The following is a 17,361-nucleotide window of genomic DNA, read 5'->3' as shown; positions in this document are numbered from 1 at the left end:
CCGTGCTCACCGTTCGTCTGGGTTTCGGCCCTAGCTTTCACCCCTTCATGGAGGTTTTTGACATGCAACGCACTTCACTTTTTCTCGCGCTGATGGCCCTGCTTGCAGCTCCGGCTATGGCCCAAGCCCAGACCGAAGCCAATGTTCCCGCCAGCCTGTTTCAGAGCATCGGCAAAAAGGGCGGTACCCTGACGCTAAGTCTGGTGTCCAGCCCGCAGAGCTTCAACTACTTCGCGGTGCTCGACAACAACAGTTACACCGTTCTGAACAATGTCTTCGACCGCCTAATTACGCTCGATCCGCTGACCAACAAGCTTTATCCCGATCTGGCCGAATCGTGGAGCATGACCCCCGACGGGCGCACGGCGACCCTCAAGCTGCGTAAGGGCGTCAAGTGGAGCGACGGGCAAGCCTTCGACGCCGACGACGTGATGTTCACCCTCGACGATCTGGCGAGCAACACGGGCCTGAAGGCCAACCAGTCGGCACTGTTCAGGATTGGCAAAGAGCCGCTGAAATTTACCAAGGTCGACCAGTACACGGTGAAGGTCACGGCTCCCAAACCCTACGGCGCGATGCTTCAGGTGCTGACCTTCGTACCGATTTTGCCCCAGCACAAGCTGGCGAAATACAACCCGGTCAAGGACCCCGATGCCTTTTCAAAAGCCTGGACGACCAACACGCCGCTAACCGACATCGTGGGCACCGGGCCGTATGTGCTTAGCAAGTACACCGTCGATCAGAAGGTGGCGCTGGTGCGTAACCCGTACTCGTGGCGGCGAGACCCGGCGGGCAATGTGTTGCCCTACATGGACAAGCTGGAATACCTGATTATCAAGAGTCCCGACGCCCAGATCGCTTCGTTCCGGGCCGGGCAGCTTGACAGTGCGCCCATTTCCGGCTCCCAGTTTCCCGACCTCAAGCGCCAGGAACTCGGCGGAGCCAAATTCAGGGTCATTCGCGGCGTGGGCCTCAACAACCCGCCCGTTCACCTCGCCTTCAATCAGGACGCCAGAGACGCCAACCTCAAGAAAGCCTTCAGCGAGGTCAAATTCCGTCAGGCCCTGGCATATGCCGTGAACCGCCCGCGCATCGTTGATACCGTGTTCAACGGGCTGGCGAGCAACCCCGGCTTCGGCGTGGCCCCGGTCAGCGAATGGTTCAACCCCCTGACCAAGACCATGCTGAGCGAGTTCGACCTCAAGAAGGCGGCGACTCGCCTCGACGCGCTGGGCTACCGGGACACCAACGGTGACGGGGTTCGCAATTTCTCCGGCGGCGGCCCCAACGTCGAATTCAGCCTGCTGCACGCCGCCGACAGCAGCATCATGCCGGGCATCGCGACCATTATCCAGAGCGATTTCGGCAAGATCGGCATCAAGGTCAACCTCCAGGGCGTGACCGGCAGCACCGTGCTGCCCACCGCGATGGCCGGAAACTTTGAGGCGGCGCTGGGTTCCTTCGGCGACCAGCCCGACCCGCAACTGCGTAAGGACATCTGGCAGCCCGGCGGCGCACTGAACTACTGGCACCGCGCCGCGCAGCCCGCCCACGAGGGCGACACCCCCAACCTAAGCGCCATGCAGCCCTACGAAAAGCAAATTTATGCCCTGTTCGCCCAGGCCGAGGCGTCGGGCGAACAGAAAAAGCGCAAGCAGTGGTACGACCAGTGGCAACTGCTGTTTGCCCGCAACGTCCCGGTCATCATGATCGCCAAGCCCGACTCGGTGGCGGCGTTCCAGGCGCGAATCGGCAACTTTTACGTCAAGGACAACGCGGTGATCACCAGCAACTACACCATGTATGAGAAGTGAAGCGTATGCCAAGTGAGGGTCTGATCGGCCTGGAGCGCCTGCTGGCCGACCCCGCGCTGGCGGCGGGCTGGGGCCAGACCGGACTGCTGACCCACCCGGGCGGCGTGACCCTTGACCTGACCCCGGCAGCCGTGGCCCTGTCACGGGCGGGGATTGCGCTGCTGCGCCTGTACGGCCCGGAACACGGCGTTGACGGCAGCGGCGCCCCCGGCGAGGCCCCCGAAGTCGCGCTGGACGTCGCCAGCGGCCTTCCCGCGTCGGGGCTGTACCACCTGAGCGAGGAGGAAACGGCGGCGCGGCTCGCAGGCCTCGACACGCTGCTCATAGACCTTCAGGACGTCGGCGTGCGGTATTACACCTACATCAGCACCGTCAGAGACGTTTTGCGGGCGGCGCGGACGCTGCCGTTACGGGTGGTCGTACTGGACCGCCCCAATCCGCTCGGCTTCCGGGTCGAGGGGCCGCCGCTCGCGCCGGAGTTCCGCTCGTTCGTGGGGGTGACTGCGGCGCTGCCCGCGCGTCACGGCCTGACCATCGGGGAGGTAGCCCGCGTGCTGGCCGCTGAGGAAGGCGTGCCGGTGGAGGTCATTCGGACGGATCACCCGGACGGCTGGCCGCAGGCTCGCCCCTGGGTGCCGCCCAGCCCGAACCTGCCCGACTTGCCAAGCCTGCGCTTTTACCCCGGTGCCTGTCTGACCGAAGCGCTCGACGCCAGTGAGGGACGCGGCACTGCCCTGCCCTTTCGCCTGTTCGGGGCACCGGGGCTAGACGCGCTGCGCCTCGCCGCCCGGCTCAATGCGCTGAAGCTGGGCGTAACGGCGCGGCCCGCCTTCTTTACCCCGGCGACCAGCAAGCACGCTGGGCAGCGCTGCGCGGGCGTGCAACTACACGAAACGGGCGCTGAGCTGCGTGACTCGCTGCCGCTGGGGCTGGCGCTGTTCACGGCGCTGGAGGAACTGGGGGCTACCCGTAACGCCGACTGGCTGCAAAAGCTGCTGGGTGTGCCTGCCGACACGGTGCCGCACACGCCCGAGCTGGCGCTGGCGGCCCTGCGCGAGTGGCAGGCGCGGGGCGAGGCCCAGGCGCAGGCTTTGGCCGCATACCACCTCTATCCTCACCTATGATGTCGGGCAAGATGAACCGTTTGCGCATGGTAGTGGCTGCGTTGCTGTGGCCGGGACTGATGGGCTGTACCCCAGGCCACCTGACCCTGGGCCGCCCCGCGCAGCCTCCCCAGCTACGCGGCCTGTGGGTGGACGCTTTCGGCCCAGGTTTCAAAACGCCCGCCGAGATCGACCAGCTTGTTTTGGACGCCAAAAAGCTCAATGTAAACGTGCTGTTCGCGCAGGTGGGTCGCCGGGGCGACTGCTACTGTAACCGCGCCGCCATGCCGCGCACCGACGATCCCGCTGTGCCGCCCGGCTTCGACCCGCTGGACGACCTGCTTAATAAGGCACACGCCGCTGGAATCGCGGTGGACGCCTGGATCATCACCACGGCGCTATGGAACAGCCCAGCGCCGCCTAGCAGCCCGCAGCACGCCTTCAACCTGCATGGTCCCGCAGCGCAGGGCCGCGACAACTGGCTAACGCAGCAGCAAGGCGGCGCCCAGAAAGCCGGGAACGACTGGGTCCTTGATCCGGGGCATCCCGACGCTGCCGAGTACATCAGGAACATGTACGTGTCGGTGGTCAAAAACTATGACGTAGACGGCGTGCAGTTTGACCGGGTGCGCTACCCCGACGGCAGCCTGCCCGGTGCGCTGCTGTGGGGCTACAACCCCACGGCGCTGGAGCGTTACCGCGCCGAAACCGGGGCCACCGGCACGCCTGACCCCGCCGACCCGGCCTGGGGCGCGTGGCGGCGCCAGCAGGTCACCAATCTGGTGCGTGAAACGGCGCTGGCGCTCAAGGCGGTGCGCCCAACGGTCAGCGTGAACGCCGCGACCATCACCTACGGAGCGGCCCCGACCGACGAGGCCAGTTTCGCCGCGACCCGTCCGCCCGCCGAAGTGGGCCAGGACTGGCTAACCTGGGTGCAAGACGGCTACCTCGACGTGAACGTGATGATGAACTACAAGCGCGACAGCACGCCGCAGCAGGCCCGCTATCACGACGACTGGGCCCGTTTTGCCGCCGGACTCCTCAGAAATTACCCGCATACGGCGCAGGTCAGCGGCACAGCGCTTTACCTCAACGACCAGAACAGCAGCGTCAGTCAGGCGCGGCGGGCGCTCCGTGCCGGGGTCAGCGGCTGGGCCATGTATTCCTACCGCACCCCCGACCGCGAGGTGTACGCCAGTCGGCGCAGCGGGGCCGAGGTGCGGCCTGAACTCACGGCAAAGCTCACCGACCGCACCATGCCTTTCGAGCACCCCGCGCCCTGGCCGGGGCCAGACATGCGGGGTTTTCGGGCGCTCAGCGGGCACGTCCGCACGAACGGCACGCCGCCCGGCAACCAGGTGATCGTCCTGACCGACGCGGATACGGGCCGTGAGCTGGCCCGAACCGTGACCGACGGCAGCGGGCGCTACGGCTTTATGTGGATTGCCGTTCCCAGGGTGAAGGTTAGCGCCGGGCAGGCGGCGGCTTCCCTGGCCCGCCCCCTGGCGCTTAATGACGGCGTAGTGACCGTTGCCCCGGAACTGACACTGCCCTGAACGTCCGCCGCCGCCGTTAAGGAGTTATGCCCCTGCGGAACTTGAGAAGCTTTTCAGGAAAGAAGCCCACAAGGGGGTTAATGCTCTAATCTCATTTAGAGGAAATGGCCCGTAAGAGTCGTGTGCCAAACTAAAGAGGATAATATCCATCAAGGAGTATTTCTCATGGCGAATGAAGACTGGGCCAAAGACCCGAATACACGACCGGAAGTGCTGGCGATGCTCTCAACCTCGCCCAGTGAAGTGGTCCGCCTGCTGGTGGCCCAGAACCCATCGACCCCGGATACGGCGCTGATGCACCTTGCCCAAGATGAAGACGATCAGGTGCGCCAGGCTATTCTTAAGCGCTCACGGGTGTCGTCGGAAATCCTGCGCGTCGCGGCTTTGCCACGCGAACTGCTCTCGGAACTGGAAGCCCCTCCACAGCCTGCCGTGGTAACGGAGGAAGTCACCGAAGCGGCTACGTCTGACAGAGCCAGTTCTACTCTTCCTGCTGAAGAAGGCGCTGCCTCTACACCCGCTGCTGCCCTACAGTCCCCCACGCCACCTGCCGCCCCTCAGAAAAAGCGGTCCATGTTCGACTGGTTCTGGCGACTGTTTCGCCGGAGTGCCTGAACACGGGTACTACGGATTTACGTGCTAAGAAGTGACGTGGGCAGCTAAAAATTCACCTGCCCTACACGTCGTTTTGACTGCCTTATGGCCCTAGTATTTCAGCCGGAGCATCAATGTACGCTCCGGCTGTTCCCGTTTTCCTGTTCCAGATTCAGGCTTGCAGGGCCTTTGCCGAGCCGTCCTCGCCCATCAGCACGACCAGAAAGTGCGAGGGCAGGTTATGGATGACCATTTCGTGAACGCCGTAGCGGATGCTGACCTCTTGAATGTCCTCGTTAAGCATCTGCTTGCCCAGCACGCCCGCCGTGTTGGTAAAAAACCGGGCGAACAGTTGAATATTTTCGGGCAGCAGGTTACCGGTCTGTTTGATCGGCTGGCCCTGGCGATCAAGAATGACCACGTCGCGCACCCGCGGATGATCCTCGTACTGCTGGAGGGTTTCGGTGAGGGCCTGGAGGTCGCCCTGGTCGAACAGAGCGGTCTGTTCTGCGTCCGACAGTTCAGTTGCGCCGTCTGGCAATGAAACGACCTTAGCCTGCGGGTGCTCGGTGAGTGCAGCCTGCACCATCGGAATGAGTTGGTCAGCCTTGAACGGTTTACGCAGTACGCCGTCGGCCCCTGCTTCACGGGCCTGCAAACGGATTTCATCATCTACATTGCCGCTCATCAGAATAACAGGCAGGTCGGCATAATGCGGGTTGGCCTTGATCTGGCGGCACAGTTCAATTCCGCTCATGCCGGGCATGATCACGTCGACCATCATCAGGTCGCAGCGGGCCTGGGCGTGTTCGTCCGTGTCCAGGAATTCCAGGGCCGCCTCGGCGCTCACCACACTTTTACTGTCCATGGCGTGAGTGCGGAGGGTAATTTCAAGCGCTTTACGGACGCTGACGCTGTCATCGACAATAAGAATGTTAGGCATGAAAGGCAGTTACTCCTGTGAAGGCGGTCTGTCTGCGGCACAGAAAAATCGCGCAGGGCAGGCAAAGAGGGGGCGGAGGAGTCGGGCCAAAAACGCCGGGTCAGTTGGAACTGGCTGGATAATGCCCGGTACTGCTGTGGTCTATATCGACCGCCAGTTCGATCAACAGTCTGGCGGTGGTTTGTTGCAGGTTGCTGGAACGCAGGTGTGAAATCTGCTCGGAACGGTAGAAGCGAAAGGTGGTGCGTGGATAGAGGGCGATAGCCTGGAGCAGGGCAAATAGCGACGCCTTGCCGACCAACCTGCCGTACTCGGCATAGATCACGTTGCCACGGGACATGACCAGATGCGCCGAGCGTCCGCCTCCGGCGTCGTCCTCGACCCGCAGCAACCAGTGACCGTCGAAGTGCATTTCGGCGACCCAGCCCAGCAGATCACTTAGTTGAAACTGTTCGAGGTCGCCCTGCAGTTGCGCGGGCAGGTTGCCGTTCATAGGCACGGGCAACAGGTCGGGCGCTACGCCGCTAATCTGTAGAGCCTGGCGCAGCACCTCGGGGCCGGTGGGGGCCGGAGTGCTTAGGCCAGACTGCTTGATCAGGGCCTGAAAGTCGGGCAGCACGAACACGGGTACGCTGCTAGTCTTGTCTTCCGAGTGAACCACACTGCTAAACTCTACGCCACACATTTCGCCCATATCGGTTTCACAGATAATGGCGCTGACCTCTGTACGCTCCAGCTGGGTCAGCGCGTGTAGTGCGCTCTCTGCCTGAACCATCTTGACCCCCGCACTGCGGATCATGCAGTCATAGGCTTCTGCGCGTGAGGGATCACGGAGAATGGTGAGGATAGGCTTCATAGCTTTAGTCTCCTCCGAGAGAACTTACGGTTTCCTGTCTGCCCAGCAGCGCGGCGAGGCGGCGCGTGAGCAGCAGTTCATTGACAGGCTTGGTAAAGTAATCGTTGGCCCCGAGCTGGAACGCCACATGCTGGTGTTTTTGCCCGGCGCGGGTGGTCATAATCATGATCGGCAGCCTGGCGGTGGCTGGACGATTACGCAGCGCAGTCAGCAGTTCGTAACCGTTCATACGCGGCATTTCAAGATCGGTGATAACGCCGTCGAACTGGGCATCCTGTTGCAGCAGGTCGTAGGCCTCCTGACCGTCGCTAGCGGTGACGACCTGATACCCCGCCGCGCTGAGCATCCGGCCCACCAGACGGCGCACGCTAAGGGAATCGTCGACCAGCAGCAGGCGGCGGTTGGCCTGTTCCTGCGGGCGCTCCTGCTGCTTGCTAAGCCAAGCGGTTGGGCGTTCGGACAGTCGGGACAGACCTGCTGGGTCAAGCACCGGAAGCACCGCGCCCGAGCCGCTCACTGTGAGGCCCGACAGGAAGTCTAGGTAACTCAGGAGCGCTCCGGGCGGCGTGACACTGACTTCCTCGATGCGTCCGAACTGCCCGACCCGCACGGCCTGGTCACCGCTCAGGTGGCTGATCAGCGCCAGGTGAATCAGGTCGTTTTCGGCGTCCGCAGCCTCCCAGCCCCAGATTTCGCAAACATCGATCACCGGTAGCAAGTGGCCGCCGATCATAATGCGGGTGCCGTCAGCCGTTTTGATCAGTTCGCCTGGGCGGGCGTCGTACAGCGAGCGCACCGAGTTGATCGGCAAAGCGGCCCACTGCTCGGCGGCCACTTGAACCTGAAGCACGTCCATGATGCGCTGGGTGGTTGGCAGGCGCAGGGTAAAGGCGGTGCCCACCCCGGCTTCGGTCTGAATCAGCAGTTCTCCGCCAAGTTGGCGTACGCTGGTCGCCACCACGTCCATACCCACACCGCGCCCAGCGACGTTACCGACCTGTTCGGCGGTGGTTAGGCCGGGCAGCAGAATCAGGCGGGCAGCGTCAGCGTCACTGAGGCTGCTCAGTTCCTGCGCCGAGCGCAGACCCTTGGCGAGGGCTTTTTCGCGCACCTGTTCCAGATTCAGACCCTGCCCGTCATCGGCCACCGTGATTTCCAGGAAGTGGCCCTGTTCTGTGGCTTGTACCCAGACCTGCCCCTTGGCTGGTTTGCCCTGCTCCAGACGCTGATTATTTGCGGCCAGGCCGTGGTGGACAGCGTTGGTCATCAGGTGCATCAGCGGATCGACCAGACGCTGCGCGATGGTGCTTTCGATCAGGATGTCGTCGCCGCTTACCGTGAGGTCAAATTGCCCCTCGTGGTCGCGTGCCCAGCGCCGCAGACGGGCCGTGGCCTGCGTGAACGGCACCCGGCTGGTCTGGTTCAGGTCCAGTCGCAGCTGACGCATCAGCTTGCCCAGCGTTTCGTTCTCCTCGTTCAGATGGGCTACGTTGTCGCTCAGGCGGCGGCGCATTTCGGAGAAGTCGGCGCTCAGCTCGGTGATGCTGCGCGACAGGATGTTCAAATCGTCGTAGGTGTCGAATTCCAGTTCGTCAAATTGCTGCGTCGCGTCCTGTCCCGCTAGCGTAGAGGGGTTATTCTCGTCCTTGCCGCGCAGCATGTCGGGGTTCAGGTAGCGCTCCTCAAAGTCGCGCACCGTTTTCTGGAACCGGGCCTGGCTTTCTTGCATGCCGCTCTGCATTTCGCTGAGTTGCTCGACGGCGCGGGTCAGGCGGGAGCGGCTGCTCACCAGTTGCGAGACCTGGTCGAGCAGCGCATCAAGACGCTGCACCGGAACACGGATGTTAGTGTTCGACGTGGCCTGTTCGGGCCGGACGGTGGCCGTAGCATCCACGCCATCAGGCTGAATCTGGGGAGGCTGAGACTGGAGCGCCTGCCCGGTGGCGAGTTGTTGCAGCTGGGTACCAAGTTCGCTTACCCGGCCCGTCAGTTGGCCTGGGCTGCCTTCCGCGACCAGCAGCATGTCGTCGAGTAGGTCCAGACCCTGCGTAATCGCCTGCCGGACTTCGGGGGTAAAGCCCACCGCGTCCTCACGAACTGCGCCCAGGAGGTCTTCGAGCCTGTGGGCAAAGTCGCCCAGCGGCGCCAGTCCGACCATATAGGAGCTGCCCTTGATGGTGTGCGCGGCGCGGAACATGGCGTTGGTGTCAGCCTCTTCCGGGTGGCCGAGCTGCTCACGCAGGGTGCCCATATGTTCCTGAACCTCGGGCGCAAAGTATTCCCAAATGTCGGGATTTTGCTGCGCGAAGGAGCGCAGAAGTTCCTCGGTGCTGCCAGGGGCCGTGCCTGACGCTCCACTAGCGGCTCTTTCCAACTCCCCGTCTTGCCGCGCTCTGCCTTGCTGCGCCGCGCCAGTACCTTCCGGTGCCCGCCGCATATGGTGCGGCGCACGCAGCCGGAAAGCGCCAGGCACGGCCTTGACCAGCGCCTGAAGCTGCTGACTGCCGCCTAAGCGGGTAAATTCCAGTCCCACAGAGCGGTCGTTTTCTCCACGCTGAAGCCGCGTCAAGCTGCTGCGCAGGGTCGTGACCACAGTGCCCAGCAGCGCCAGAAAGCCTTCGGCGGTCTGCCCGCTCAGTTCGGGGCGTGAGTCCAGCAGGCGCTCAAGCAGCCCCGCGAGGGTCGAGAACTGGGGGTAGCCGTACAGCGCCGAGCTGCCGCTTATGCGGTGGGCCAGCACGCTGATGCTGCCCATGGTTTCGCCGTGGCCCGCCGTGTTCCCGGAGGCTGCGCGACACAGTTCGGCCACGCCCGTCTCCAGATCGTTCATCACCTCGGCGGTTTCCTCCAAAAAGCCGTCCAGCAGTTCACTATTTGGCATATTGTTCCTTATGGTCGGGTCGTTTTCCGTAGCTGATACAGATTCCGCTCAATTCCGCCACAGTCGGGAAGCGGTCAGGCCCCTTCATAGGTGCCGCTCCGACCAAGACAGCGCCGCCTGCGTTACCCCGGCCTTAAAGCGCAGCTGAATCTGTATTACGCGGGCAGACGGAAACGGCTCAGGCTGGCATTAAGCTGCTGTGCCAGCTGTTCGAGGCGCTCGGCGGCTTCGCGGCCCTGGGTCACCGATTTCTGCGAGTCCTGGGCGATGCTGGCAATCTGCTGCACCGAGTCACCGACCTGCTCGATCCCGTCTACCTGGCGCTGGGTCGAACCAGCGATGGTTTCGGCCAGCTCGGCGGACTGCTGGGTCAGGGTGCCGATTTCGCGCAGGCGTTCACCGGCGGTTCCGGCCACGCGGTAGCCCTGCTCCACTTCGCGCGTTCCGTCTTCCACCGAGACGATCACGTCCTGAATTTCGGCCTGCACGTTCTTGATCAGCCCTGCGATGCGGCCCGTGGCCTGCGCGGAGGTATCGGCCAGCTTGCGAACTTCGTCTGCCACAATGGAAAAGCGTCCGCCCGCTTCCCCGGCACCCGCCGCCTCGATGGAGGCGTTCAGCGCCAGCAGGTTGGTCTGCCGGGCAATCTGTGAGATGGTGTCCACGATTTCCTGAATTTCCAGCGAGCGGTCGCCCAGGTTCTTGATTCGCTTAGCGATCCCCTGCACTTCCGAGCGGATGTTCTGCATCCCGTCCAGCGTTCCGGTCACGGCCTCCTGGCCCTGTTGCGAGGCCAGCAGCGCCTGGCGCGCAGTTTCGGCACTTGCCTGAGCGTTCTGGGCTATGACGCGGATCTGCTCGGTGATCTGCTGCACCTGCTCGGCCACGCGCTGCGCCTCATCAGTCGTCAGGGTGGTGCCCCGCTCGATCTGTTCGGTGGTGCCCAACATGGCCTGCGAACCGCTGGTAACCGACTGCGAAGCGTGCTGCACGCCCTTGAGGGTGTCGGCCAGTTCCTCGGTCATCAGGTTGATCGAGTCAATCACGTTGCCCAGCACGTCCTCAGTGACCTTGCCGCGCTGGGTCAGGTCGCCCTCGGCGATGTCCATGGTGACGTTCAGGAATTCACCGATGTTCTGCTGGAGGCGTTGGGCCTCGGCGCGTTCCAGCGCGTCGCGTTCGGCGTTGGCCCGCAGCTGTGCGGCGGCGGCGTTAAAGGAGTTAGACAGCTGCCCGAGTTCGTCGCTAGTGGTCACCGGAATGTGCAGGTCAAGGTCACCGGTACTGAGGCGCTGCGAGGCATTGGTCAGGCGGTCGAGGGGCTGCATGATCGAGCGGATAATGGCCCGCAGCAGTAGCGTCAGCGCGACCGCCAGCAGCAGCAGCAGTAGCAGCAGATTGACCAGCTTACGTAGAGCCTCGTCGTGTTGCTGCTGGAACACTTTTTTCAGGGCCTCGGTCGTTGACTGGAAGGCTCCGTACTGCGCGGGCAGAGTGGGGTTGGCGACGTTCAGCAGTTCTTTGAAGGAAAACGTGACCCTCTGCGGCTTGAGGATCTGTTGATCGATGGTATCGAATACCACGTTCGTTTCCTTGATGGCCTGGTCGTACTTAGCTCCGAGCTGGCCCCGCAGTTGGGGGTAGTCCTTGAAGGCCTGCTGCGACGTGTTCTGTATATGAGCGATCAACTCACGGGCGCGGGCCACGTTGCCCTGAATCTGAATGCGCTGGGTATCGCTGACCTTCCCACCCTGCTTGTTGGTGACCTGATCGACGATGGGCAGAATATTCGTGAAGACGCGTCCGATTTCAGGCAGGTCTTTCGGCATAACCTGTGACGACAGATTCACCAGCGGGAGGCCACTGGGAATAGTGATGGTGTTCAGCTGGCCTTCGGCGGCGAGCACATCGAACAGCTGCGCGAGTTCGCCGCCCAGCACGCTGTTGATCAGTGCGGTTAGTTGCTCGGCATTCACGTCGCGGTCACTGACATGTTGGTTGATACCGCTGCTCTTGCGCTCCAGGCTGGTCACCAATTTCCTGACCTGTTCGGTCTGCACCGATTGGGTAACGCCTTGTAGGGAGGCACTGGTCTTGGCAATAGTGGCCATATCTTCCGGCCTGATATCTGCCGGGCTTGAACCACGAATACCACGTAACTGAAGCTGGAGATTCTGGAGCTGGGTATAGATACCTGCCACGTTCATCTGCCGCTCAGTTTTCTGGTACTGGGTGTAATACTGGTTGCCCAGAATGGCGGAGGTCACGATCAGCGGCAGCCCAATCACAGCCACCGAGAGCAGCAGCTTATTGGGAACGCTCAGGCGTCCTAGCAGGCCACTGCGCGGGGGCTGAGCAGGTTGTTGGGGAACTCTGGTCTGCACACTCTGGGGATGAAGGTCGGGTGCGGAGATTGGCACTTGTGTCATGGTGAACTCCTTGGATCGTGAATAGACAGAATCAGTAGACTTAGGCAGTCGTGGTGAAAGTTCAGCTCGGCAGTTTGAAGCGCGTCAGGCTCTGGCTGAGTTGCTGGGCAAGGCCCTGAAGATGTTCGGCGGCGCTGCGGCTCTGCTGCACCGACTGCTGCGACTGTTCGGCGATTTGCGCGATCTGCTGTACGCCCTGGCCCATGTCCTGCACGCCGCGCACCTGCTCGGTGGCTGCGTTGGAGATTTCGGCGGCGAGTTTGGCCGACTCCTCGGAAAGCTGACCGATCTGGCGCAGACGTTCACCGGCCTGTCCGGCCACTTCGTAGCCCTGCTCGACCTGCTGCGTGCTGAGGCGAATGCTCTGGGCCACGTCGCGGATTTCGGCCTGCACGCTGGAAATCACCTGGGCGATGCTCTGGGTGGCCTGCGTGGATTCGTCGGCGAGCCGGCGCACTTCGTCGGCCACGATGGCAAAGCGGTTACCTGCTTCGCCCGCTCCCGCCGCCTCGATAGAAGCGTGCAGTGAGAGCAAGTTGGTCTGCGAGGCGATGTGCGAGATCGAATCGACGATTTCCTGAATCTGTTCAGAGCGCTGCGCCAGCGACTGGATGCGCCCAGCCACGCTCTGCGAGGAGCTGCGGATCTCGGCCATCCCGCTCAGCGTGCTGGTCACGGCCTCCTGGCCCTGTTGCGAGGCCAGCAGCGCCTGACGCGCGGTTTCGGCGCTGACCTGGGCCGCCCGCGCCATCTCCTGAATCCTGGCGTTCACGTCCTGCGCCTGCTGGGCCACCCGGCGGGCCTGCTCGGTGGTGGAGGCGGCTCCCCGCTCGATCTGTTCGGTGGTACCCAGCATGGCCTGCGAACCGCTGGTAACCGACTGCGAAGCGTGCTGCACGTCCTTGAGGGTGTCGGCCAGTTCCTCGGCCATCAGGTTGATCGAGTCCACCACGTTGCCCAGCACGTCCTCAGTGACCTTGCCGCGCTGGGTCAGGTCGCCCTCGGCGATGTCCATGGTGACGTTCAGGAATTCACCGATGTTCTGCTGGAGGCGTTGGGCCTCGGCGCGTTCCAGCGCGCCGCGTTCAGCATTGGCCCGCAGCTGTGCGGCGGCGGCGTTAAAGGAGTTAGACAAGGTGCCGATCTCATCATTTGTGGTAACAGGCGTCTGCACATCATAGTTTCCCTGTGCCAGTCGCTGTGCAGCACTGGTCAGGGTACCCAGTGGACGGGTGATGGAGCGGGCAATCGCGTAGAGCAGTCTCCCTACCAGCAGAGCGATCACGAGCGAAAACAGCAGCAGTTCTAGGAAGCGCTGGTTCGTCCGGGCCAGCCGCGCCCTCAGCACATTACCGATTTCGCTGTTCGCTGCCGTGTAAGCGGCGTACTGTACAGGAAGATAGTCATTGGCGTACTGCCTGACCTGAGCGGGTTTCAAGTTGGCAGTAGGCGACTGAACGAGGTTGGTTCTCAGCAGGGTGAAATCTTTTGCCGTGGCCTGGGCGAGCTGGTCGAACTTGGCTTTCAGATCAGGACTGACGTTCTGATTTTGCCCGGTAATGGTCTCAACCGCCGACTGAATCTCCTTTTGTGCTGCTTCCCCGTTGCGTACAGTGAAATCAAGGGTAAGCCGCTGGATGTCCGTCAATTTACCGCCCTGCTTCTCTGCGGCGGTGGCCGCGTTGATCCCTTCTGCAAAGCTGGCGCCAATCTGCGGAAGGCGCGAGGCGAGCGTCAAGGTCGTCATCTGGACGAGATTCCGGCTCTGGTCATCTTGCACAAAATTCATCCGGTACTTGTTGGCAACGCTGGTAAAGAGCGGGGCAAGTTGTCCGTTCAGAATCTTGTTGTTGGCGTCTGTGTAAGCTTTAGAGTTAAGACCTTTTTTCAGGGTCGTTTGATAGAGGGAGTCGAAGGCGCTACGAATCTTCTTGAGTTGGGTCGCAGCCTCGCTGTTGCCGGTGGCCTGCGCCACGGCGATGGCTTGATCAATGTTGTGCAGGGTGCGCTCAGCCCGCTCCTTGAAGCTGGTGAGCGAGGCAGGGTCACCGTTGAGGAACCCCAGGGCCGGAACGCGGGCTGAGCGCAGGCCGTACTGCGTCTGGGCAAGAGGTTCCAGATAGCTTTGGCCGGTTAGCTGCTTTTGAAGCTGATTAGCCTGATTTCGCTGACTGTTGAGTGAATTGACCAGCAGCAAGGAGGCCGGTATAGCCAGGGTTAGCCCTGCCAGCAGCAGCTTTTGCCCCACGCTTAGGCGTCCTAGCAAGCCGCTCTGCGGGGGCTCCGGTACGGTGACCACAGGTTTTTGGGAAGAATCTAAGGTGATGGTCATAACGTTTTCCTCTGGGCGGAGTGAGCGCCGAAGTGCTGGGACGGTATGCGGGGTGGTGAATGATTCTGGTCACGGGGCCCGCGTCCTGGGGCGCGGCGCCTCAGCTTGGCAAGATGCGTTCCTGAAGTGAGCGCAGCAGGGTCTGCGGATTGATGACCTGTCCCTTGTGACCGCCGCCGAAATAGCCGCCTAGCAGCGTCTCTTCAGAAAGCAGGTTGGTGTTCTGGGGGATGTTTTCCTCCTGAATGACACCGATGACTTCCGTGACAGGTAGGGCCAGCTGTTCACCCGCGACTTCACAGATCAGGGCCAGTTCGTTGTTGCCCGGCTCCAGTCCGGCCAGCGCCGCCAGATCGACCAGTGGCAAGGCCCTACCCGCCGCCGGAATCAGCCCAAGCAGCGCTCCAGCCGCGCCTGGAACACTGAAAATATGTTCGATCGGTACGACCTGCCGGGTGAGTTCCGAACTCAGCGCCAGGGTGCGTCCAGCGGCGCGGAAAAGCAGGAAGTTGGAATGGCTCATCTCAGAGGTGACGGGTAATCAGGGCGTTGACCTGATCCGGGGTATAGGGTTTGATGAGGTAATCCACCGCGCCTTGGCGCAGTCCCCATTTGATATCGGTATCCGAACCCTTGCTCGATACGAAGATCACTTTCATGCCAGCGGCCCCCGGCAATTTTTTGAGGGCACGGAGGGTTTCGTAGCCGTTGCGGTTAGGCATCACCACGTCCAGCAGGGTCAGGTCCGGGCGCTCGGCCTCGACCACTTTCTCGGCTTTGGTGGAATCGTCGAGGCTGATCACGGTGTGGCCGCTGGACTTGAGGGCTTGGGTCATAAAGCGGATATCTGCAGGGGAATCGTCAATGATCAAAATTTTTGCCATTTTTTCTTCCTTCTGAGAGCCTTATTAATTTTGACTTCGTCTTGCTCAGGCATCTCACTTGGTCTTAATGATTGGACAATAACTATTAGAATACGACAGAAGTCTTACACGTGTGAAATTTCCGACATCGGATTTTGGCTGTGTATGACGAGGTTTTTTCGCCGTTTTGCGCCCGGATGTGATGTGTCCGGCAAGCCAAAGTGAACGTTCACGTAAATTTCGCTATGCTGACTGGGTACCACAACCCAGGGAGGTAGCGATGACTTTCAAGAACCTGTTCGACCTGAACGGCAAAACGGCGCTGATTACTGGCGGCTCGCGGGGGCTGGGTTTGCAGATGGCTCAGGCCCTCGGCGAGTACGGGGCCAGCGTGATTCTTACGGCCCGCAAACAAAATGAGCTAGACGAGGCCAGAGCAGAGTTGCGGGCCTTGGGAATCAGGGCGCATGTGTACGCCAACGACCTGGCCCAGACCGGGACCATCGACCCGCTGATCGAGCAGATCGTGGCTGAGGTCGGCCCCATCGACATCCTGATCAACAACGCCGGGGCCACTTGGGGCGCACCCAGCACCGAGCACCCGCTGGACGCCTGGGCCAAGGTCATGAACGTCAACGTAAATGGCCTGTTCGTCATCACCCAGAGCGTGCTGAAACGCTGCATGGTGCCGCGTGAATACGGACGCATCATCAACGTCGCCAGCGTCGCGGGCCTCCAGGGCAACGACCCGAAGATGATGCCCACGCTGGCCTACAACACCAGCAAAGGTGGCGTCGTTAACTTCACCCGCGCCCTGGCCGCCGAATTCGCCGCGCGGGGCATCACTGTGAACAGCATCTGCCCCGGCTACTTTCCGACCAAGATGACCAAGGGGACGCTGGCCTACGGCGAGCAGCAGATTCTGGAGCATACGCCGATGGGCCGCCTGGGCACTGACCGCGACCTGGGCGGCCTGGCGCTGTTCCTGGCGAGCGACGCCAGCGCCTATATCACCGGGCAGAATATCGCCGTGGACGGGGGCATCACGGCTGTCTGAAGCTGGACACAGAGTAAGGGGGACACTTCGGCTGAAGTGTCCCCCTTACTCTGTGCCTTTACTTTGCAGGCTGCTCAGGCCCCAGGAGCCGCTGAGGTTCCCGGCAGGCTGACCGGCGCAGGTTCCAGAGCCGTACTGACAGTCTGGCCGCTGCCCTTTTTTTCGGCGCGGCGGCGCTCGAACAGGTAGAAGGCGGCGGGTACCACGTAGAAGGTCATGATCGCGCTGACGCTGACCCCGCCCATGATGACGATGCTCATGCTCTTGCCGAACTCCGCGCCGCTGCCCTTGTTGAGCAGCAGGGGCACGCTGATGATCAGGATAGTCAGGGTGGTCATCACGATGGGCCGGAAGCGCAGGCGGCTGGCTTCGAGCAGGGCGGCGCGTAGGGGCAGTTCCGCCATCTTCTCGACCACGAATTCGAGGTAGATGATGGCGTTCTTGGCCGACAGCCCGATAAGCAGCAAGAAGCCCAGTACGCCGAACACATCGAGGCTGCTGTTCGTCAGGAACATCATCCAGTAGGCCCCCGCCACCGCGAACGGCACCGGCAGCAGCAGGTACAGCGGGTAGCGGAACGAGTTGAACTGCGACCCCATGACCAGATACACCAGCAGAATCGAGAGCGCGAAGGCCCGCAGGCCCAGCAAGCCGACGTTGCCCGCCAGCGCCGTCATGCTGTTGCTGTCGGGCTGCCCCACCGTCACCAGGTTGTCCACGACGCCCGCCGAGGTCAGCGAGTCGGTCAGCCTGGCGAGCAGTTGTGTGGCGCTCAGCGGGCTGGCCGGGTTGGGCTCGACGCTCAGGTCGAGGCTGTAAAGGCGGTTGGTGCGCGGAATCCTGGTCGGGGCGCTGGCCTGCACAATGCTGCCGAGCTGCCCGGCGGTCACGCTGGTGCCCAGGGTCGTGCTGTAGATCGGCAGGGCCAGCAGC

Annotated in this window: 13 protein-coding genes; 5 read left to right on the top strand and 8 right to left on the bottom strand. The window is 62.3% G+C overall.

All coding sequences use genetic code 11. The features are described from left to right. The first annotated feature begins 62 nt into the window (after window positions 1-62). The 4 genes from QZ269_RS04320 (at window position 63) to QZ269_RS04305 (ending at window position 5,088) form a co-directional block, all read left to right on the top strand. Window positions 63-1,814, top strand: a complete 1,752-nt coding sequence (locus tag QZ269_RS04320; RefSeq protein WP_291424670.1) for an ABC transporter substrate-binding protein — start codon at window positions 63-65, stop codon at window positions 1,812-1,814. A gap of 5 nt (window positions 1,815-1,819) precedes the next feature. Beyond that, on the top strand, window positions 1,820-2,938 hold the full coding sequence (locus tag QZ269_RS04315; protein WP_291424696.1) for a DUF1343 domain-containing protein: 1,119 nt from the start codon (window positions 1,820-1,822) through the stop codon (window positions 2,936-2,938). Between the two features lie 11 nt (window positions 2,939-2,949). Continuing rightward, window positions 2,950-4,473 carry a family 10 glycosylhydrolase gene (locus QZ269_RS04310; RefSeq protein ID WP_291424668.1) on the top strand — a complete coding sequence of 508 codons (1,524 nt, stop codon included), beginning with the start codon at window positions 2,950-2,952 and terminating at the stop codon, window positions 4,471-4,473. Between the two features lie 165 nt (window positions 4,474-4,638). Beyond that, window positions 4,639-5,088, top strand: coding sequence for a hypothetical protein (locus QZ269_RS04305; RefSeq protein ID WP_291424666.1), 450 nt, complete (start codon window positions 4,639-4,641; stop codon window positions 5,086-5,088). A 151-nt stretch (window positions 5,089-5,239) separates the two neighbouring features. Here QZ269_RS04305 and QZ269_RS04300 read toward each other — a convergent pair whose 3' ends face one another. The 7 genes from QZ269_RS04300 to QZ269_RS04270 form a co-directional block, all read right to left on the bottom strand. Next, window positions 5,240-6,010 (bottom strand): response regulator, encoded by a 771-nt coding sequence (locus QZ269_RS04300; protein WP_291424663.1) that lies wholly within the window; start codon window positions 6,008-6,010, stop codon window positions 5,240-5,242. A gap of 100 nt (window positions 6,011-6,110) precedes the next feature. Next, window positions 6,111-6,866, bottom strand: a complete 756-nt coding sequence (locus QZ269_RS04295; protein ID WP_291424662.1) for a DUF4388 domain-containing protein — start codon at window positions 6,864-6,866, stop codon at window positions 6,111-6,113. A 4-nt stretch (window positions 6,867-6,870) separates the two neighbouring features. Further along, on the bottom strand, window positions 6,871-9,747 hold the full coding sequence (locus QZ269_RS04290) for an Hpt domain-containing protein (RefSeq protein ID WP_291424660.1): 2,877 nt from the start codon (window positions 9,745-9,747) through the stop codon (window positions 6,871-6,873). Between the two features lie 155 nt (window positions 9,748-9,902). Next, on the bottom strand, window positions 9,903-12,176 hold the full coding sequence (locus tag QZ269_RS04285) for a methyl-accepting chemotaxis protein (RefSeq protein ID WP_291424658.1): 2,274 nt from the start codon (window positions 12,174-12,176) through the stop codon (window positions 9,903-9,905). Window positions 12,177-12,237: 61 nt separating this feature from the next. Continuing rightward, complete coding sequence (locus tag QZ269_RS04280; protein ID WP_291424656.1) at window positions 12,238-14,508, bottom strand: methyl-accepting chemotaxis protein; 2,271 nt, start codon at window positions 14,506-14,508, stop codon at window positions 12,238-12,240. Between the two features lie 100 nt (window positions 14,509-14,608). Continuing rightward, on the bottom strand, window positions 14,609-15,031 hold the full coding sequence (locus QZ269_RS04275) for a chemotaxis protein CheW (RefSeq protein WP_291424654.1): 423 nt from the start codon (window positions 15,029-15,031) through the stop codon (window positions 14,609-14,611). A 1-nt stretch (window position 15,032) separates the two neighbouring features. Next, a complete protein-coding gene (locus QZ269_RS04270; RefSeq protein ID WP_291424652.1) occupies window positions 15,033-15,392 on the bottom strand; it encodes a response regulator in 360 nt (119 codons plus the stop codon). 259 nt (window positions 15,393-15,651) lie between these two features. Here QZ269_RS04270 and QZ269_RS04265 point away from each other — a divergent pair, with 259 nt between their 5' ends. Continuing rightward, window positions 15,652-16,428: an SDR family oxidoreductase gene (locus tag QZ269_RS04265; protein WP_291424650.1), complete on the top strand. Its 777-nt coding sequence runs from the start codon at window positions 15,652-15,654 to the stop codon at window positions 16,426-16,428. A gap of 74 nt (window positions 16,429-16,502) precedes the next feature. On the opposite strand, the gene QZ269_RS04260 is transcribed toward QZ269_RS04265, so the two are convergent. Beyond that, the coding region (locus QZ269_RS04260) for an efflux RND transporter permease subunit (RefSeq protein WP_291424648.1) at window positions 16,503-17,361 on the bottom strand (859 nt) is incomplete at its 5' end.

The sequence above is a fragment of the Deinococcus sp. genome, assembly GCF_018260405.1.
In the GTDB taxonomy this organism is placed as follows: domain Bacteria; phylum Deinococcota; class Deinococci; order Deinococcales; family Deinococcaceae; genus Deinococcus.
Note: the sequence above shows the minus strand (reverse complement) of the source record. Positions and strands in the feature narration are given on the sequence as shown.

What these genes read in the sequence shown, in the direction of transcription:
- QZ269_RS04320 (WP_291424670.1), top strand. Translation starts at nt 63, where the DNA reads ATGCAACGCACTTCACTTTTTCTCGCGCTGATGGCCCTGCTTGCAGCT.
- QZ269_RS04315 (WP_291424696.1), top strand. Translation starts at nt 1,820, where the DNA reads ATGCCAAGTGAGGGTCTGATCGGCCTGGAGCGCCTGCTGGCCGACCCC.
- QZ269_RS04310 (WP_291424668.1), top strand. Translation starts at nt 2,950, where the DNA reads ATGAACCGTTTGCGCATGGTAGTGGCTGCGTTGCTGTGGCCGGGACTG.
- QZ269_RS04305 (WP_291424666.1), top strand. Translation starts at nt 4,639, where the DNA reads ATGGCGAATGAAGACTGGGCCAAAGACCCGAATACACGACCGGAAGTG.
- QZ269_RS04300 (WP_291424663.1), bottom strand. Translation starts at nt 6,010, where the DNA reads ATGCCTAACATTCTTATTGTCGATGACAGCGTCAGCGTCCGTAAAGCG.
- QZ269_RS04295 (WP_291424662.1), bottom strand. Translation starts at nt 6,866, where the DNA reads ATGAAGCCTATCCTCACCATTCTCCGTGATCCCTCACGCGCAGAAGCC.
- QZ269_RS04290 (WP_291424660.1), bottom strand. Translation starts at nt 9,747, where the DNA reads ATGCCAAATAGTGAACTGCTGGACGGCTTTTTGGAGGAAACCGCCGAG.
- QZ269_RS04285 (WP_291424658.1), bottom strand. Translation starts at nt 12,176, where the DNA reads ATGACACAAGTGCCAATCTCCGCACCCGACCTTCATCCCCAGAGTGTG.
- QZ269_RS04280 (WP_291424656.1), bottom strand. Translation starts at nt 14,508, where the DNA reads ATGACCATCACCTTAGATTCTTCCCAAAAACCTGTGGTCACCGTACCG.
- QZ269_RS04275 (WP_291424654.1), bottom strand. Translation starts at nt 15,031, where the DNA reads ATGAGCCATTCCAACTTCCTGCTTTTCCGCGCCGCTGGACGCACCCTG.
- QZ269_RS04270 (WP_291424652.1), bottom strand. Translation starts at nt 15,392, where the DNA reads ATGGCAAAAATTTTGATCATTGACGATTCCCCTGCAGATATCCGCTTT.
- QZ269_RS04265 (WP_291424650.1), top strand. Translation starts at nt 15,652, where the DNA reads ATGACTTTCAAGAACCTGTTCGACCTGAACGGCAAAACGGCGCTGATT.